Origin of the sequence: Streptomyces sp. NPDC050997 (assembly GCF_040660135.1) — a bacterium.
Lineage (GTDB): Bacteria > Actinomycetota > Actinomycetes > Streptomycetales > Streptomycetaceae > Streptomyces.
This window is the reverse complement of sequence record NZ_JBFAGK010000020.1, coordinates 168,366-184,527: the sequence shown is the minus strand read 5'-3', so window position 1 is coordinate 184,527 and position 16,162 is coordinate 168,366. Positions and strand designations below refer to the sequence as shown.

The 16,162-nt window shown below is 72.2% G+C and carries 14 protein-coding genes; 8 read left to right on the top strand and 6 right to left on the bottom strand.

Annotated elements, in window-relative coordinates:
- Positions 1-155: 155 nt before the first annotated feature.
- Entirely contained in the window at positions 156-1,082 is a 927-nt protein-coding gene (locus AB0H86_RS34735) for a DUF3027 domain-containing protein (RefSeq protein WP_362448141.1), read from the bottom strand.
- Positions 1,083-1,351: 269 nt separating this feature from the next.
- Here AB0H86_RS34735 and AB0H86_RS34730 point away from each other — a divergent pair, with 269 nt between their 5' ends.
- The 4 genes from AB0H86_RS34730 (at position 1,352) to AB0H86_RS34715 (ending at position 4,913) form a co-directional block, all read left to right on the top strand.
- Positions 1,352-2,785, top strand: a complete 1,434-nt coding sequence (locus AB0H86_RS34730) for an MFS transporter (RefSeq protein ID WP_362448138.1) — start codon at positions 1,352-1,354, stop codon at positions 2,783-2,785.
- A 62-nt stretch (positions 2,786-2,847) separates the two neighbouring features.
- On the top strand, positions 2,848-3,342 hold the full coding sequence (locus AB0H86_RS34725; RefSeq protein ID WP_362448135.1) for a hypothetical protein: 495 nt from the start codon (positions 2,848-2,850) through the stop codon (positions 3,340-3,342).
- Positions 3,343-3,361: 19 nt separating this feature from the next.
- Positions 3,362-4,075, top strand: coding sequence for a futalosine hydrolase (locus AB0H86_RS34720; protein ID WP_362448132.1), 714 nt, complete (start codon positions 3,362-3,364; stop codon positions 4,073-4,075).
- The gene (locus tag AB0H86_RS34715) at positions 4,059-4,913 is read left to right on the top strand and encodes a 1,4-dihydroxy-6-naphthoate synthase (RefSeq protein ID WP_362448129.1); all 855 of its coding nucleotides are present in this window, start codon (positions 4,059-4,061) and stop codon (positions 4,911-4,913) included. The genes AB0H86_RS34720 and AB0H86_RS34715 overlap by 17 nt, the downstream gene beginning before the upstream one ends.
- Positions 4,914-4,942: 29 nt before the next feature.
- Here the strand turns inward: AB0H86_RS34715 and AB0H86_RS34710 are convergent, their stop codons facing one another.
- Positions 4,943-5,326 carry a cold-shock protein gene (locus AB0H86_RS34710; RefSeq protein WP_362448126.1) on the bottom strand — a complete coding sequence of 128 codons (384 nt, stop codon included), beginning with the start codon at positions 5,324-5,326 and terminating at the stop codon, positions 4,943-4,945.
- A gap of 163 nt (positions 5,327-5,489) precedes the next feature.
- On the opposite strand from AB0H86_RS34710, the gene AB0H86_RS34705 reads away from it, so the two are divergent.
- Complete coding sequence (locus tag AB0H86_RS34705; RefSeq protein WP_362448123.1) at positions 5,490-5,738, top strand: hypothetical protein; 249 nt, start codon at positions 5,490-5,492, stop codon at positions 5,736-5,738.
- On the opposite strand, the gene AB0H86_RS34700 is transcribed toward AB0H86_RS34705, so the two are convergent.
- On the bottom strand, positions 5,717-6,376 hold the full coding sequence (locus tag AB0H86_RS34700; RefSeq protein ID WP_362448120.1) for a haloacid dehalogenase-like hydrolase: 660 nt from the start codon (positions 6,374-6,376) through the stop codon (positions 5,717-5,719). The genes AB0H86_RS34705 and AB0H86_RS34700 overlap by 22 nt on opposite strands.
- A 155-nt stretch (positions 6,377-6,531) precedes the next feature.
- Here AB0H86_RS34700 and AB0H86_RS34695 point away from each other — a divergent pair, with 155 nt between their 5' ends.
- Positions 6,532-8,412, top strand: coding sequence for a leucine-rich repeat domain-containing protein (locus AB0H86_RS34695; RefSeq protein ID WP_362448117.1), 1,881 nt, complete (start codon positions 6,532-6,534; stop codon positions 8,410-8,412).
- A 50-nt stretch (positions 8,413-8,462) separates the two neighbouring features.
- Here AB0H86_RS34695 and AB0H86_RS34690 read toward each other — a convergent pair whose 3' ends face one another.
- The gene (locus AB0H86_RS34690) at positions 8,463-9,575 is read right to left on the bottom strand and encodes a hypothetical protein (protein WP_362448114.1); all 1,113 of its coding nucleotides are present in this window, start codon (positions 9,573-9,575) and stop codon (positions 8,463-8,465) included.
- A gap of 177 nt (positions 9,576-9,752) precedes the next feature.
- Here AB0H86_RS34690 and AB0H86_RS34685 point away from each other — a divergent pair, with 177 nt between their 5' ends.
- The gene (locus AB0H86_RS34685; RefSeq protein ID WP_362448111.1) at positions 9,753-12,350 is read left to right on the top strand and encodes a helicase C-terminal domain-containing protein; all 2,598 of its coding nucleotides are present in this window, start codon (positions 9,753-9,755) and stop codon (positions 12,348-12,350) included.
- 76 nt (positions 12,351-12,426) lie between these two features.
- Entirely contained in the window at positions 12,427-14,070 is a 1,644-nt protein-coding gene (locus AB0H86_RS34680; RefSeq protein ID WP_362448108.1) for a DNA repair helicase XPB, read from the top strand.
- 29 nt (positions 14,071-14,099) lie between these two features.
- Here the strand turns inward: AB0H86_RS34680 and AB0H86_RS34675 are convergent, their stop codons facing one another.
- Positions 14,100-14,285 carry a hypothetical protein gene (locus tag AB0H86_RS34675; RefSeq protein ID WP_362448105.1) on the bottom strand — a complete coding sequence of 62 codons (186 nt, stop codon included), beginning with the start codon at positions 14,283-14,285 and terminating at the stop codon, positions 14,100-14,102.
- Positions 14,286-14,645: 360 nt separating this feature from the next.
- On the bottom strand, positions 14,646-16,091 hold the full coding sequence (locus tag AB0H86_RS34670; RefSeq protein ID WP_362448102.1) for an FAD-dependent monooxygenase: 1,446 nt from the start codon (positions 16,089-16,091) through the stop codon (positions 14,646-14,648).
- Positions 16,092-16,162 lie beyond the last annotated feature (71 nt).

Sequence of the window (16,162 nt, the reverse complement as noted above, 5' to 3'; positions counted from 1 at the left end):
GCCCGCAGCGTCTGGCGCGTCAACACCGCCCACTCACCAAGAAACCGATTCCGCGCCAGACCGAGGACGGACACCCCCGTCCCGGCCCCGACCCCCCACCGGGACCGCAAACCCAGTACGAGGGCCTGACCACCAAACCCCGGCACCCGCAAAACCTACGAGTGCCCCAACTCCGCCGCATCCTCGTCGAAGACCCCCGGCACGGACCCCGAGTCCGCCGCCGGTCGCAGCGGGAACGGGTCCACGGTCGTCTCGTCGATCACCGGCGGAGCGGGCCGCGGGGGCGTCGGCATGACCGCTGCCTCCGAGTGTCCGCCGCAGCCGTAGGCGAGGGACACCAGGCGGCCGTCGGCCGGTGAGAACTCGTTCGCGCAGACGCCGAAGGCCTGCCCCAGGGACCCTCCGACCGGCACGAGGAATCCACAGCTGACGCAGGACGCGGGCGCCGCCTGCGCCATCGGCGTCTTCGCGCCGTGCGCCTCCTCCCAGCGGTCGGCCGCGATGTGCAGGCCGTACCGGGACAGCACCCGGGCCCGCCGCATGCCGAGCTCCTCGGCGACCGCGGCGATGGAACCACGCGCGGGGACGGCGGGAAGACCGGCCGGGGCGCCCACGGTGACCTCGGCGTCCTCCGCCTCGGCCAGCTCGGCCAGCTCCTCCGAGACGGGCGCGTTGGGCAGCGGCTCGTCGTCGCCGGAGTAGCCGGGCTCCAGACGCAGATCCTCGGCGTCCGTCGGAAGCAGATCGCCGGGGCCCATGTCGCCGGGCCGCAGACGCTCGCTCCACGGCACCCACTCCGGCGCCAGGAGGGCGTCCGCCCCAGGCAGCAGGACCACCTCGTCCAGGGTGACGATCTTCGCGCGGGAGGCGCGGGCGACCGTGACGGCCCAGCGCCAGCCCCGGTACCCGAGTTCCTTGCACTCGAAGTAGTGCGTGACGACCCGGTCACCCTCGGACACCAGACCCGAGTGCTCGCCGACCACGCCGGGCGCGGCGGCCTCCTCGGCTGCGGCGCGGGCGAGGTCGACGGCCTCGGCACACAAGCGGTCAGGGGTGCGGCTTCGCGTGGTCGCTGCGCTCACAGGTATCGCTTCTCTCCTACGCCGTCACTCGGGTGCGTCTGCCTGTCGGTGGCGGGGCGGACGGAGCGGACCCGGGGACCGCGTCAACGTCCACGCCCGCTCACGCTCGGGCGCACCTGTACCACCCATTCTGCGGGATGGCTGAGATACGCACGCTACCTGTTCTCTCCCGCCTGGCCTACACCGACGGGACTGTTCGCCGTCAGAAGTGCGCGTCCATACGCGCGGTAACTGCACTACACGGGGCTTTCTCGGGGCACTATGACGGGGTGGCAGCCGCGAAGACGCCCCAAGGTGCCACCGGGATCGGTGGGTCCAAAGGGATCAGGGGGAACAGTCGAGGCGACGGATCGGGCCGCGTGGGCGGCACCCTCCGCGCGATCGGCCATGCCCTGCATCTTCCGGTGACCGGCCCCGCCCGCGGCATCCGCAAGGTGACCCACGCGCACGGGGCCGGCGAATCCGGGCTCGGCAAACTGATCGAACTGCACGGTGTGAACGGCGCCGGGGATGTGATGATCACCATCGCGCTCGCCTCCACCGTGTTCTTCTCCGTCCCCACGGACGAGGCGCGGGGCCGTGTCGCGCTGTACCTCGCGATCACCATGGCGCCCTTCACGGTCCTCGCTCCGGTGATCGGTCCGCTCCTCGACCGTCTCCCGCACGGCCGCCGCGCGGCGATGGCGGGCGCGATGCTCGCCCGGGCGCTGCTCGCGCTCGTCCTGTCCGGCGCGGTGGTCACCGGCAGCATCGAGTTGTATCCGGCGGCGCTCGGCGTGCTGGTCGCGTCGAAGGCGTACGGCGTGGTGAGAAGTGCCGTGGTGCCCCGACTGCTGCCACCCAAGTTCTCCCTGGTGAAGGCGAACTCGCGGGTCACGCTGGGCGGGCTCCTGGCGACCGGGATCGCCGCGCCGATCGGGGCGGGGCTCCAGGCGATCGGACCGCGCTGGCCGCTCTACGGCGCCTTCCTGATCTTCGTCGTGGGGACGTTCCTGTCCTTCTCCCTGCCGCCGAAGGTGGACTCGGCCAAGGGCGAGGACGTGGCGCTGCTTGCCGCCGACGAGAAACACCTGCACGGGCCGCACTTCAAGCCGGTCAAGCGGCCCGGGCTGCGCACGGTCGGTATCGCGGTCACCCACGCCCTCGGCGCCAACGCCTCCCTGCGTTGCCTCTCCGGCTTCCTGATCTTCTTCCTGGCCTTCCTGCTGCGGGAGCATCCGCTCACCGGTGAGAGCGCCGCGGTGTCGCTGGGCATCGTCGGGGTCGCGGCGGGGACGGGCAACGCGATCGGTACGGCGGTCGGGGCGTGGCTGCAGTCGAAGGCGCCGGAGATCATCATCGTGACGGTGGTGGCGATCGTGCTCGGCGCGGCGATCACGGCGGCGATCTTCTTCGGGGCGTTCCTGGTGGCGTGCCTGGCGGCGATCGCCGGTTTCGCGCAGGCCCTGGCCAAACTGTCGCTGGACGCGCTGATCCAGCGGGACGTGCCCGAGCAGGTGCGTACGTCGGCGTTCGCGCGCTCCGAGACGCTGCTCCAGGTGTCCTGGGTGTTCGGCGGCGCGGTCGGGATCGTGATGCCCCTCAACGGCACACTGGGCCTCTTCGTGGGCGCCGGTTTCGTCGCCGCCGGCTGGCTGACCACGGTCCGTGGCCTGCTGAGCTCGGCCCGCCGCGGAGGATCGGCCAGGACGAGGGTGGCGTAACCCGACGGCACGCCGTACCCCCGCGTAGGAGCCCGGGGGGACCCGCCCGATAACCTTCCGCCATGACCACGATGCAATCCGCTGTGCGACGCCGCCGCGCCGTCGCCGCCGCCGGCGCCGTATCCGCCGGACTGCTCGTCCTGTCGGCCTGTGACAAGCCGACACCGCGCACCACCGTCACGGTCGGCGGGAACTCGGTGAGCGCCGAGGCCAAGTGCTACGACGACGGCAAGAACCTCGGCCGTGAAGAGGCCACCAAGTGCGCGCTGAAGAAGACGGGGGACGCGATCGAGGTGCCGCAGAGCGAGACCCTGCGCATCGGCGTCGACCCGGAGATCGCGGACACCGGCTGGGCCCTGTGGATCAACGGCCAGCAGGTCACCAGCGTGTACAAGAAGACGTACTACTCCTTCCAGGGCGTCGACCTGTTCGCCGACCAGCAGGGGCAGGCCGCGCCGAAGACGCTGTACATCAGCGTCGTCCAGCAGAACAAGGCCGCCGACAGCTCCGAGTTCGACGGTGTGTGGAACTTCAAGCTGGAGAACGGGGACGCCTGACCGGCGCCCGCGTCACGTCATGCGTGTCCTCGTAGCCACCGCCGTCCCGGTCGAACGGGACGCGGTGGCACACGCGTTCCCGGGGACCGCTCGGGAGGTGCGGCTGCCCGGAGCGGTCGCGTACCGGCTGCCCGGCGGGTACGACCTCCTCGCCGCCGGTGTCGGCCCCGCCCTGGCCGCCGCCTCCACCGCCACCGCGCTCACCGCGGCGGCCCTCGAAGGCGCCCCCTACGACCTGGTCGTCTCCGCCGGGATCGCCGGTGGTTTCGCACCGCACGCGCCCGTCGGCTCGCTCGTCGTCGCCGACGAGATCACCGCGGCCGACCTGGGCGCGGAGACGGCCGACGGGTTCCTGCCGGTGACGGAGCTGGGCTTCGGGACCGTCACCCACCGTCCGCCACAACCACTCGTACGGGAGACCGTGTCGGCGACCGGCGCGCGTGCCGGCACCGTCCTGACCGTGTCGACCGTGACCGGAACCGCCGCCCGGGCAGCCGCGCTGCGGGCCCGCCACCCCCGTGCCCTGGCCGAGGCCATGGAGGGCTTCGGCGTCGCCGAGGCCGCCGCCGCCCACGGGGTGCCGGTGCTGGAGCTGCGCGCGGTCTCCAACCCGGTCGGCCCGCGCGACCGCGCCGCCTGGCGTATCGGCGACGCGCTGACGGTCCTCACGGCGGGCTTCGGGAAGCTCGCGCCCGTACTGGAGAGTTGGAACCCATATGAGCCCACGCACTGAGCCCCTGAAGATCGCCTTCTCCCCCTGCCCCAACGACACCTTCGTCTTCGACGCGCTCGCCCACGGCCGGGTGCCGGGGGCGCCCGCGTTCGACGTGACCTTCGCGGACATCGACATCACCAACGGCATGGCCGAGCGCGGTGAGTTCGACGCGCTGAAGGTGTCGTACGCCGTGCTGCCGTACGTCCTCGACGAGTACGCCCTGCTGCCCTGCGGGGGCGCGCTGGGCCGGGGCTGCGGCCCGCTGGTGCTGACCCGGGAGGCGGACGTCGACCTCACCGGCCGCACGGTCGCGGTGCCCAGCGAGAGGTCGACGGCGTATCTGCTGTTCCGGCTCTGGGCCGCCGACACCATCCGCGGCGGGGTCGGCGAGATCGTGGTCATGCCGTTCCACGAGATCATGCCCGCCGTGCGGGACGGGAAGGTCGACGCGGGACTCGTCATCCACGAGGCGCGCTTCACGTACCAGAACTACGGGCTGCACAAGCTCGCGGACATGGGCGAGCACTGGGAGGCGACGACCGGGCTGCCGATCCCGTTGGGCGCGATCATCGCGAAGCGGTCACTGGGGGCGGAAACGCTGACGCTACTGGCCGATTCCATTCGCACGTCCGTCCGCGCGGCTTGGGACGATCCCCGGGTTTCACGCCCGTATGTGATGGAACACGCGCAGGAAATGGATCCGGCCGTCGCCGACCAGCACATCGGGCTGTATGTCAACGAGTTCACCGCCGACCTCGGTGAGGACGGCTATGCGGCGATCCGGGGGTTGCTCACCCGCGCGGCGGCCGAGGGACTGGTACCGCCCCTCGGCCCGAACGCGCTCGATTTTCCGTAAGTCGCGGTCTCACCCGTCCAGTCGCGGTCTCACACGTCCAACTGGTCGGCGACCGCGCGCAGCAGGCCCGCGATCTTCGCGCCGGAGACCTTGTCGGGGTAACGGCCCTTCTCCAGCATCGGCGTGATGTTCTCGAGGAGGGTCGTCAGGTCCTGGACGATGGAGGCGAGTTCGTCCGGTTTCCTGCGCGTCGCGGCCGCGACAGAAGGCGTCGGGTCGAGAATCACGACCGAAAGCGCCTGGTCACCGCGTTGTCCGGCGACGACTCCGAACTCCACCCGCTGACCGGGCTTGAGCATCTCGACTCCGGCGGGGAGGACCGAGGAATGGACGAAGACGTCCCCGCCGTCGTCGCGGGAGAGAAAGCCGAAGCCCTTCTCACTGTTGAACCACTTGACCTTGCCGGTAGGCACGTCTGTCCTCGTCCTCGTACTCGTCGGAAAACTGCTTCTGAAACGGCTCTTGATAGCACTTGGGCGGGTCGTCGGGACCCGCCGGTTCCAAGGCTAATGGTCTTGGGGCCGGTGACAAGACGTCACCGCGTTGTTCCTTCGCGCAGGGAACTACCCTGGTCCGGTGCGTGACAAAACCCAAACGAATTCCGTCGAGCCCGGTGACCGACTGATCCGCGCCGGTGTGCTCGTGTTCTTCATCGGCGCCCTGGCCACACTCGTCACCGTGGCCCCGTTCCTCCTCGGTACGACGCCTTTTCCGACGTACATGTTCGGCCTGAGCATGCTCATGGGCGTCGGCTTCTTGCTCGCCGGCGCGGGAGTGCTCCGGTCGATCGGGGCGGGCCGCCGTCAGGCGGGGGTCGGACGGTAGGCGGAGAGCCAGGCCGGGAACTCGGTGAGGTCGGTGAGGACCACGTCGGCACCGGCCTCGGTCAGTTCGGCCGTGTCGCACGGGCCCGTGGCGACGGCGACCGCGAGGGCGTCGGCGGCCCGGGCGCCCCGGACGTCCCCGACGTGGTCGCCGACGTAGACGCCGGCCCCGTGCTCGCGCAGCGCCTCCGCCTTCTGCTCGGCCCACAGATCGCCGACGACCGCGTCCGGTTCGATGCCCAGGTACTCCAGGTGCAGCTTGGCGTTGGGCTCGTGCTTGGCGGTGACGACGACCGCCCGCCCGCCGGCCGTGCGCACCGCCGCGATCGCCTCGCGGGCGCCGCGCATCGCGGGCGTCGGCTCGATGGCGATCGCCGGGTACATCGAACGGTAGAGGTCGCTCATGGCCGCCACCTCGTCCGCCGGGAACCAGTGGATCAGCTCCTCGGCGAGCGGCGGGCCCAGCCTGGTGATCGCCAGGTCGGCGTCGATGTACGTCCCGGTCCGCTCGGCCAGCGCCAGGTAGCAGGCACGGATACCGGGCCGGGAGTCGATGAGGGTCATGTCGAGGTCGAAGCCGACAGTCGGGGCGGAGGACGCGGGAACAGCGGAGGACGCGGGTTCGGTCGTGGAGGCCATATGGGCCATTGTGCCCAGGGCCGGTGACCGGTCGGCGACCGCCCGGTGGTGACCTGTCGCAGGGCTACTCGCAGGGCTACGGCTGCCGCGGACCCGCCGGCTCACCCGGTACATCGCGATCCTCGTTGTCGTACCCCACCTCTACGCTCCACGCCATGACATCTCAGACCCCCGTTTCCGCCGACGCATCCGGAGCCCATCCGCTGGTCGGCGAACTGCTCGGCCTGTTAGCCACCGCCACCCCCGTGACCCCCGTACGCGCGCGCAAGGCGATACGTGAACTGCTCACCGTTCACGACGACGGGGCCGCCCTCGACCTCGCCGCCCGTCTCGCGTCCACCGCCGCCTACTCCGGCGACCTCCTGCTGCGCGAACTGCCCCGCGCCGCCGACCCGGACCGCTTCTGCGAACTCCTCCTCGCACCCGCTTTCGCACGTGAGGGCCGCACCGAGCTGCGGCTGCGCCGGATCACGTCGCTGCGCGGCCTGCGCCACCTGACCATGCTCCGCACACTCCATGTGGACCGATGCAAGGAGGTCACCGACCTCGCCGACCTCGCCGCGCTCACCGGCCTCACCGACCTCGACCTCAACGGCTGCGCCGGGATATCCGACCTGGCCCCGCTGAGCACCCTGACCGCGCTCACCCGGCTCAATCTGCACCGTTGCCGTCAGGTCAGCGACATCAGCCCACTGCTCACCCTGAGCGCCCTGCGTGAACTGGACCTCAGCATGACCAGGGTGCGCGATGTCACCGGACTGCCCGCGGCCCTTTTGGACCTGCGCACCCTCACCATGCGCGGCTGCCGTTCCTTCCGCGAGGCACAGCAGCTCGCGGGCCTGACCCGCCTGACCACGCTGGACCTCGGCTGGACCGGGCTGCGCGACCTCAAGGGCCTCACGGCGTTACCCGCCCTCACCGCACTCGACCTCAGCAGTTGTGCCTCGTTGACCACCCTGAAGGGCATCGACGCGCTGACCGGCCTGACCGAGCTGCGGATCACCGACTGCCGCAAGCTGGCCACCCTCACCGGCCTGGGATCCCACCCGGGCATGGCCGAACTGACGGTGGACGGCTGCTCCGCCCTGCGCGACGTACGCGGCCTGGGGGCTCTGACCGGTCTCACCTACGTCTGTCTCAAGGACTGCGCACATCTCACCACCCTCGAGGGACTGCAGGGCTCACCCATCGACCGGTTCCGAGCGGAGGGCTGCCCGGCCCTGGCCGACTTCTCCGCCCTGGAGCACGTCCCCAGGCTCCGCGACATGGACGCGCTCGGTCTGGACTCGCTCACCGACCTCTCGCAGCTGCCCGCCATGCCGTTGATGGACCACATGCGGATCATCGGGTTCCCGTCCCTGCGCGCCCTGGACGGCATACGTGCCTACCCCTTGCTGCGGAAGCTGATGGTCTGGCGCTGCCACGCCCTGAAGTCGGTGCATGGCATCGGGCACCTGCCTGCCCTGAGTGAGCTGGAACTATGGGAAGTCCCCCTGGTCACGACGCTGGGCGAGCGGGGCGGGCTGCCGGACGCCGACCGGCTGGTGCTGACCGGCTTTCCGCTGCTGACCGACATCGGCGCGCTCGCCGGCTCGCACATCTCCCGGCTGGAGCTGATAAGCCTGCCCCTGATGCGGAGCCTGGCGTCCCTGGAGGCGAAGCCCGAGCTGAAGAGGCTGAGACTGTCCAGCTGTCCCCAGGTGTCGGATCTGCCCGCCCAGGTCACCCACCTGGAGGCGAGCGGACTCCCCTGGCCGGACCTCTCCCCGCTGAAGCGGCTCACCGCTCTGACCACGATGGACCTGCGGCACAGCGACCTGACCGACATCAGCGGGATCGGCGCTTTCCCGGAACTGCGGCGGCTCGGCCTCTCCGGCTGCGACCGGGTGGAGGACTGGACACCCCTGCTGGAGATGCCCCGGCTGCGGGAGCTGCAACTGACTCAGGACTACGGATACGAGCGGCCGTACACCCCCGTGCTCCAGCGGCTGCTGGCGGACGGCGTGACCCGGGTGCCCTGGCACGTGCACTGGTGAGCCGGCCCCGCCGACCCACCCTCCGCAGCCGACCCACCGCTGTCGTCGGCCTACCGCCGTCGCTGTGACCGCCACACCAGGAACAGTGCCGACGTGACGGCGGCGCCCCGGACCACCAGGGGCCAGGTCTCGGAGATCGCGTCGTTCATGTGGCCCTCGGCGATCGGGGCGCCCCAGCGGCCCTCGGTGCGGCCCCACAGCCAGACCAGCCCGGCCGTGACGGACAGGCTGGGCAGGATCACCACCGCCCACTTCGTCTCGGCGTCGCTCAGCCGCCGGGAGGCGTACGCGATGGCCCACCCCAGCACGAGGGCGATCCAGTTGCCGAGGACGGCACCGGCGACGAGGAGTCCGGCGGCGATCAGCAGGAAGGGGTTGCTCCAGCCGCCCCCGCCGACGGGCAGGAACCGGCGCCGGGCGGGCAGAGGGGCGTCCACGACGGCTTCCTCGGCCTTCGCCTTGGGCCGCCGCCAGGTCTTCCCGAGCCTCCCGAACTTCCCCAACTTCCCTGTTGTTTCACCGGCCCCGGCGGCCTTCTCCACGGCCGGGGCGGGCTGTCCGGCGGCCGCCTTCTCGTCCCCGGGAACCTCCTTCGGCGGCGGGGGCCTGAGGAGTTCCGGGATCTCCACCCCGCCGACGAACCCCGGCACGCTGTCCCCGACCCCGAAGGGGCTGCTGTCCACCCGCCACCAGTCGGGCTGCGTCGCGCTGTCGCCGAGCTCGTCCACGCCCGCCAGGTGCGGCGAGGAGGGCGCGTTGTCGGCCGGCGCGGCCTTTGCCGACGTCTGGGCGGGGCGCGGGCGCGGCACGGTCCGCCGCAGCCTCTTCGACCGGCCCGTGTCCTCGCTGTCCTCGCTGTCCACGGCTCGCTGTACGGGAACGGCGGCGGCCGTGGTTCGCGGCGCGCCTCCGGTGCCGGTGCCGGTGTCGCCGGAGCCGGCGCCCGCCGCGTCGACGACCTCGTCGGGGCTGCCGAGCCGGGCGATGATGCGGCGGACGGCGGCGGGGCTGTCGACGGGGACCTTGGCGCGTCGCCGGTCGATCTCGCCTCGCAGCTCCGAGACCAGCCGCATGCGAGTGGACGACGGCAGCTGCCGCTGCTGTGCCACGTCGCCGACGCGGCTCAGATACTCGTAGACGACCTGGTCGCTCTCGATACCCACGAAGTTCCTCCGGGGGGCAGCGCATTGAGACCCCGTTGGATGACCGTACCGCGTCCGGTCGGCTGCCCGGAGCCGGTGCGGGGGTCGCCGGAGGATGCCGCCGCGGACCCCCGCTTCGGCCCGAACGGTGTCGTCCTCGAACAGGGACGGTCGGGGGCACCCGCTACCGTGGGTTCGATGAGCACCCCGGCCACCCCGCCCCGTTCCCTCGCAGAGGCACTCCGCGTGCGGGACGACGCCTCCCTGGCCGCCCTGCTGCGGGCCCGTCCCGACCTCATCACGCCCGTGCCGACCGACCTCACCCAGCTCGCGACCCGCGCCGGCACCCGCGCGTCGGTCGTCCGGGCCCTGGAGCGGCTGGACCGGTTCGCGTTGCAGACGGCGGAGGCGCTGGCGGTGTCGGCGGACCCGGCGTCGTACGCGGAACTGCTGGGTCTGTTGGCCGGCGACCAGGAGGACGCAGCGGTCGCCTCCGCGCTGCCCCGGGCCGTCGGCACGCTGCGCGAACAGGCCCTGGTGTGGGGCCGCGACGACCGGCTGCGTCTGGTCCGCACGGCCCGTGAGCTGCTCGCGCCCTCTCTGCAGCACCCGTCGCCGACCGGCCTTGGACCGACCGTGCAGGAGGCGACGGCGGGCATGTCGCCGGGCCGTATCCAGGAGATCGTGACGGCGGCCGGGCTCCCCTCGACCCACGACTCGGTGTCCGCGGTCACCGCGCTCACCAGGCTGTTCACCAGCCGCAGACGGATGGCGAAACTGCTCGCCGGTGCCCCCGAGGAAGCCACGGAGGTGCTGTCCCGCCTCGTCTGGGGACCGCCGTACGGACAGGTCAACGCCGACCCCGCGACCCATCTGCGGTGGCTCCTCGACCGGGGGCTGCTGCTGCCGACGGCGCCCGGGACGGTCGTACTCCCCCGGGAAGTGGCCCTGCATCTGCGCGACGGCCGCGCGCACCGTGCCACCGAGCCGCTGCCGCCCACGGTCGAGGTCGCCGCCACGCACCGTCCACAGGTTGTGGACATGACCGCGGCCGGACAGGCGTACACCACGCTGGCGACCGTCGAGGAGTTGCTGAAGGACTGGGACGAGGGCGGTCCGGCGGTGCTGCGGGCGGGCGGCCTCAGCGTCCGCGACCTGAAGCGGACCGCCGTCGCCCTGGACCTCTCCGAGCCGGTCGCCGCGTTCTGGGTGGAACTCGCCTACGCGGCCGGGCTGATCGCCTCCGACGGCGAGACCGCCGAACGGTACGCGGCGACCCCGGCCTACGACGAGTGGCTGGAGCAGCCCCCGGGCCGGCGCTGGGCCCGGCTCATGGAGGTGTGGCTCACGGCCACCCGGACGTCCGGACTGGTGGGCGGGCGGGACGCGAAGGAACGTACGTTGTCGGCGCTCGGGCCGGGGCTGGACCGCTCCGCCGCGCCCGAGGTACGGCACCGGGTGCTGACCCTGCTGGCCGCGCTCCCGGAGGGCGCCTCCCCGTCCGCCGAGTCGGTGCTCGCCCGGCTGCGCTGGGAGCGCCCGGCGCGCGGCCCGCAACGGGAGGACGACCTGCGCAGCCGGCTCGCCCGGTGGACCCTGTCCGAGGCGGAGTTGCTGGGCGTGACGGGCCGGGGCGCGCTGTCGGCGCACGGGCGGGCCCTGCTGGGCGCGCCCGCACCGAGGACCGTGGGCACGGCGAACGGCTCGACGGCTTCAGCCACTTCGGCCACTTCGGCCGCATCCGATACGTCGACCGTCTCGGACGCGGACCCGACCGGCCCCGGCGACAACTTGCCCGTCCACCATCGCCCCACCCTCGTGGCACCCCTCGCGCCCCTCTCGGCCCCCGCGCAGGCCACCGCCTCCGCCACCGCCGCCCAGCTCCTCGCTCCGCTCCTCCCCGAGCCCCTGGACCACGTCCTGCTCCAGGCGGACCTGACGGCGGTGGCGCCCGGCCCGCTCAAGCGCCCGCTGGCGGACATGCTGGACGTGCTCGCGGACGTGGAGTCGAAGGGCGGGGCCACCGTCTACCGGTTCACGCCCGGCTCGGTGCGCCGCGCCCTGGACTCCGGCCGGGCCGCCTCCGACCTGCACGACTTCCTCACCGCGCACTCCCGTACGCCGGTTCCGCAGCCTCTCGCGTACCTGATCGACGACGTGGCCCGCAGGCACGGCCATCTGCGGGTGGGCGCCGCCTCCGCGTACGTCCGCTGCGACGACGACGCGCTGCTGAACGAGATCATGGCCGACAAGCGCGCCGCGGGCCTGCGGCTGCGCCGCCTCGCCCCGACCGTGCTGGCCGCCCAGGCCGACCCGGCCACGCTCCTCGACGGCCTGCGCGCGATGGGCTTCGCCCCGGCCGCCGAGTCCGCCGAGGGCGACGTACTGATCACCCGCGCCCTCTCCCACCGCACCCCGCCGCGCACGGCCCCCGAGCCGGTCCCGGACGGCCCCCCGGCCCCCGACCCGACCCTCCTCACCGCCGCGATCCGCGCCATCCGCGCCGGAGACCTCGCCTCCACCACGCCCCGCAAGGCCACCGCCACCCCGGCCGGCTCGGGCGAACTCCCCCGCACCAGCGCCGCCGAGACCCTCGCCACCGTGCAGGCCGCCGTCCTCACGGGCGAGACCCTGTGGATCGGCTACGTCAACGCCGAGGGCTCCGCCACCCAGCGCGTCATCGCCCCGATACGCGTCGAGGGCGGCTTCGTCACGGCGTACGACCACACCGCGGACGAGGTCAAAACGTATCCGCTGCACCGGGTCACCGGGGTCGCGGAGCTCGCCGACGACTGACGTGATCGTCGCGGGGTGAGGCACACTGGACGTTTGGCTGTGCAGAGCCGCGCAGGTACCGCAGAAAGGCAGCCGCGTGAATGGTCCCCTCATCGTCCAGTCCGACAAGACCCTGCTCCTGGAAGTCGACCACGAGCAGGCCGGCGACTGCCGTCGGGCCATCGCGCCGTTCGCGGAACTGGAGCGGGCGCCGGAGCACATCCACACCTACCGGGTGACGCCGCTCGGCCTGTGGAACGCCCGGGCCGCCGGGCACGACGCCGAGCAGGTCGTGGACGCGCTGGTGCAGTACAGCCGGTACCCGGTGCCGCACGCGCTGCTCGTGGACATCGCCGAGACGATGGACCGGTACGGGCGGCTGACCCTCAGCAAGGACCCCGCGCACGGGCTGGTGCTCACCTCCACCGACCGGCCGGTGCTGGAGGAGGTGCTGCGCTCCAAGCGGATCGCCCCGCTGGTCGGCAACCGCATCGACCCCGACACCGTCGTCGTGCACCCCTCCGAGCGCGGGCAGATCAAGCAGACGCTGCTGAAGCTGGGCTGGCCCGCCGAGGACCTCGCGGGGTACGTCGACGGCGAGGCGCACGCGATCGAGCTGGCCGAGGAGGGGTGGGCCCTCAGGCCGTACCAGAAGCAGGCGGTGGAAAACTTCTGGCACGGCGGGTCCGGTGTGGTCGTGCTGCCCTGTGGGGCCGGGAAGACGCTCGTCGGCGCCGGGGCGATGGCGCAGGCCAAGTCGACCACCCTCATCCTCGTCACGAACACCGTGTCCGCCCGGCAGTGGAAGCACGAGCTGGTGAAGCGGACGTCGCTGACCGAGGAGGAGATCGGCGAGTACAGCGGGACGAAGAAGGAGATCCGGCCCGTCACCATCGCCACGTACCAGGTGCTGACGACCCGGCGGAAGGGCGTCTACCAGCACCTGGAGCTGTTCGACTCCCGGGACTGGGGGCTGATCCTCTACGACGAGGTGCACCTGCTGCCGGCGCCGGTCTTCAAGTTCACGGCGGATCTTCAGGCGCGGCGTCGGCTCGGCCTGACCGCGACGCTCGTCCGTGAGGACGGGCGCGAGTCGGACGTGTTCTCCCTCATCGGGCCGAAGCGGTTCGACGCGCCCTGGAAGGAGATCGAGGCGCAGGGCTACATCGCGCCCGCCGACTGTGTCGAGGTCCGGGTGAACCTGACCGACACCGAGCGGATCGCGTACGCCACCGCCGAGACCGAGGAGAAGTACCGCTACTGCGCGACGACCGCGACCAAGCGGAAGGTGACCGAGGCGATCGTGCGGCGGTTCGCCGGGCAGCAGATCCTCGTCATCGGGCAGTACATCGACCAGCTGGACGAGCTGGGGGAGCATCTCGACGCGCCCGTGATCAAGGGTGAGACCAGCAACGCCCAGCGCGAGAAGCTCTTCGGCGCCTTCCGGGAGGGCGAGATCAGCGTGCTGGTGGTGTCGAAGGTCGCGAACTTCTCGATCGACCTGCCGGAGGCGACGGTCGCCATCCAGGTGTCGGGGACCTTCGGGTCACGGCAGGAGGAGGCACAGCGCCTGGGGCGGGTACTGCGGCCCAAGGCGGACGGGCACAAGGCCCACTTCTACTCGGTCGTCGCCCGAGACACCATCGACCAGGACTTCGCCGCGCACCGGCAGCGGTTCCTGGCGGAGCAGGGCTACGCCTACCGGATCGTCGACGCGGACGAGCTGCTGACGGAGAGCTGACCGGGACGGTGACTCCGGCCGCGGGGCGGTCACTTGCGGCGGACGCCCGCCTCTTCGCCGTACTCGCCGAGGACGACGACGTCGAACGCGGCGCCCGCGAACACCTTGACGGCACGCAGGGCCTCGCCGAGGACGTGCCGGTGGCTGCCCAGGACAGGGGTTGCGCCGGCCGGGCGGGGCGGGCGCGGAGCTGGGTTGATGGTTGCTGCGCTCATGCCTCCATGGTCGCTCTCCCGGCATAAGGACGGCATCGGTCTGTGGGACTCACCCACGTGGTCACCGCGTAGTACTTGCGGGCGAGGGGCCGCCCTCAAGGTGGAGGGGTGTCCCCGACTTCTCCCCCTAGGGCCTGTCGTTTGGATCAGGCGCAGGAAAGCAGCGGTGCTTCCTGGCCGACCTGAGCGGGGTGTGGTGCGTGCAGCTGCAAGGCGGAGGAGGGCGTCGACGCGGAGCATCGGCAACCGACGACAACGCGGCAGATGTGCGTGCCACACCCCGCGTCTGCGGCGTGATCCAAACGACAGGCCCTAGGGGAAGCGGAGGGAAGGCCGGCGGCAGCAGAGGGCAGGAGTGCCCTAGCGTGTGGCCGCCTTCCGCTCCTCCTCCGTCAGCGGCGGCCCCTCCAGGTGCGGCTTCTTCGGGCCGAACAGCATCGGCACGAGCATGTCGGCGGAGAACAGGCGGGTGGCGGGCTTCTCCAGGCTCATCACGTCGAGCAGCGCGCCGAGGGCTCGCGGGCTGCGGGCCCCGGTGGCGACGGCCCGGTCCACGAAGCGTGCGAGGCCCCTCTCCAGGGCGGTCGGCGGTGTGTCGCTCGCGCCGGGGTAGCGGGCGTCCTGCCCGACGGCCAGGTCCCAGGCGGCGGTCACGGGACGGGCGGTCGCGCGCTGGAGGCGACGTGCGGTGCCGGGTGCGGTGAGCGGCGCGGCGCGCAGGACGTCCCGGACGGCGAGCGCGCTCTGGGCCGCGACGGTGATGCCGTGGCCGTAGACCGGGTTGTATCCGGCGACGGCGTCCCCGAGGACGGTGAACCCGTCGGGCCAGTGCCGGATCTTCTCGAAGTACCGGCGACGGTTGGCGGTGCTACGGGTGGTCATCACGTCGGTCAGCGGGGTGGCGCCCTTGATCAGCTCGCCGATGACCGGGTCACCGAGACCGAGGGCGAAGGCCGCGAACGCGTCGGGGTCGCCGGTGGGCTCCCCGCCCCGGGTGCCGGCGAGGGTGACGATCCAACGGCCGTCCTCGATCGGCAGGATGACGCCGCCCCGGCCGGGGGCCTTGGCGGGGTTGGCCTGCACCGCGACCATCGGGAAGTCGAGGTCCGCGGTGCTGCCGGGGGCCCGGAAGAGTCGGGTGGCGTAGGCGACACCGGCGTCGACCTCCCGTTCGGCGACCGCGGGCAGGCCGAGGTCCGTCAGCCAGCGCGGGGCCTGGGAGCCCCGGCCGGAGGCGTCCACGACGAGGTCGGCGCTCAGGACGCTCTCCTGGCCGGAGGCCACGCCGTTGTCCTGACCCACGGCGCGGGCCGCCCTGTCCCCCGTGCGCACCCGGACCCCGGTGACGCGGCCGGCGCCGCCCTCCAGGCCGACCACCGTGCGGTTCTCGCTGAGGGTGACCCGTGCGTCGCCCAGGACCCGGTCCCGGATCACCGAGTCCAGCAGATCCCGCGAGCACACCAGGTTGCGATGGTGGGTGGCCGTGAACCGCCGGAACCAGATCTCGTTGGGGGATCGCGAGACCAAGTCGCCCATGATGTGAGTCCGCCTGGCCCCCCGCGCGACGATCTCGTCGACAAGCCCCGGTAACAGCTCGTCGAACGCCCGGACCCCGCCGCTCCACACCAGGTGGGCGTGGCGGGCCTGGGGCACCCCGCGCCGGGAGGCGGGTCCGTCCGGCAGCGGGTCGCGTTCCACGACCGTCACATCGGCGAACTCGGCGAGCGCCGCCGCGGCGAACAGGCCGGTGACGCTGCCGCCGACGACGAGTGCGGTGGGCCGGCGGGCGGCAAGTCCTTCAGGCATGTGGTGTCAGGCTTTCTGGCAGGGGGCGTCAGGCTTTCGGGGCGTGACGGTCAGGCTTTCCTGGAGGGCAC

Bases quoted from the DNA above. Each gene is read 5' to 3' on its own strand.
- AB0H86_RS34670 (WP_362448102.1), bottom strand. From the start codon at position 16,091: ATGCCTGAAGGACTTGCCGCCCGCCGGCCCACCGCACTCGTCGTCGGC.
- AB0H86_RS34685 (WP_362448111.1), top strand. From the start codon at position 9,753: ATGAGCACCCCGGCCACCCCGCCCCGTTCCCTCGCAGAGGCACTCCGC.
- AB0H86_RS34720 (WP_362448132.1), top strand. From the start codon at position 3,362: ATGCGTGTCCTCGTAGCCACCGCCGTCCCGGTCGAACGGGACGCGGTG.
- AB0H86_RS34675 (WP_362448105.1), bottom strand. From the start codon at position 14,285: ATGAGCGCAGCAACCATCAACCCAGCTCCGCGCCCGCCCCGCCCGGCC.
- AB0H86_RS34695 (WP_362448117.1), top strand. From the start codon at position 6,532: ATGACATCTCAGACCCCCGTTTCCGCCGACGCATCCGGAGCCCATCCG.
- AB0H86_RS34725 (WP_362448135.1), top strand. From the start codon at position 2,848: ATGACCACGATGCAATCCGCTGTGCGACGCCGCCGCGCCGTCGCCGCC.
- AB0H86_RS34700 (WP_362448120.1), bottom strand. From the start codon at position 6,376: ATGGCCTCCACGACCGAACCCGCGTCCTCCGCTGTTCCCGCGTCCTCC.
- AB0H86_RS34715 (WP_362448129.1), top strand. From the start codon at position 4,059: ATGAGCCCACGCACTGAGCCCCTGAAGATCGCCTTCTCCCCCTGCCCC.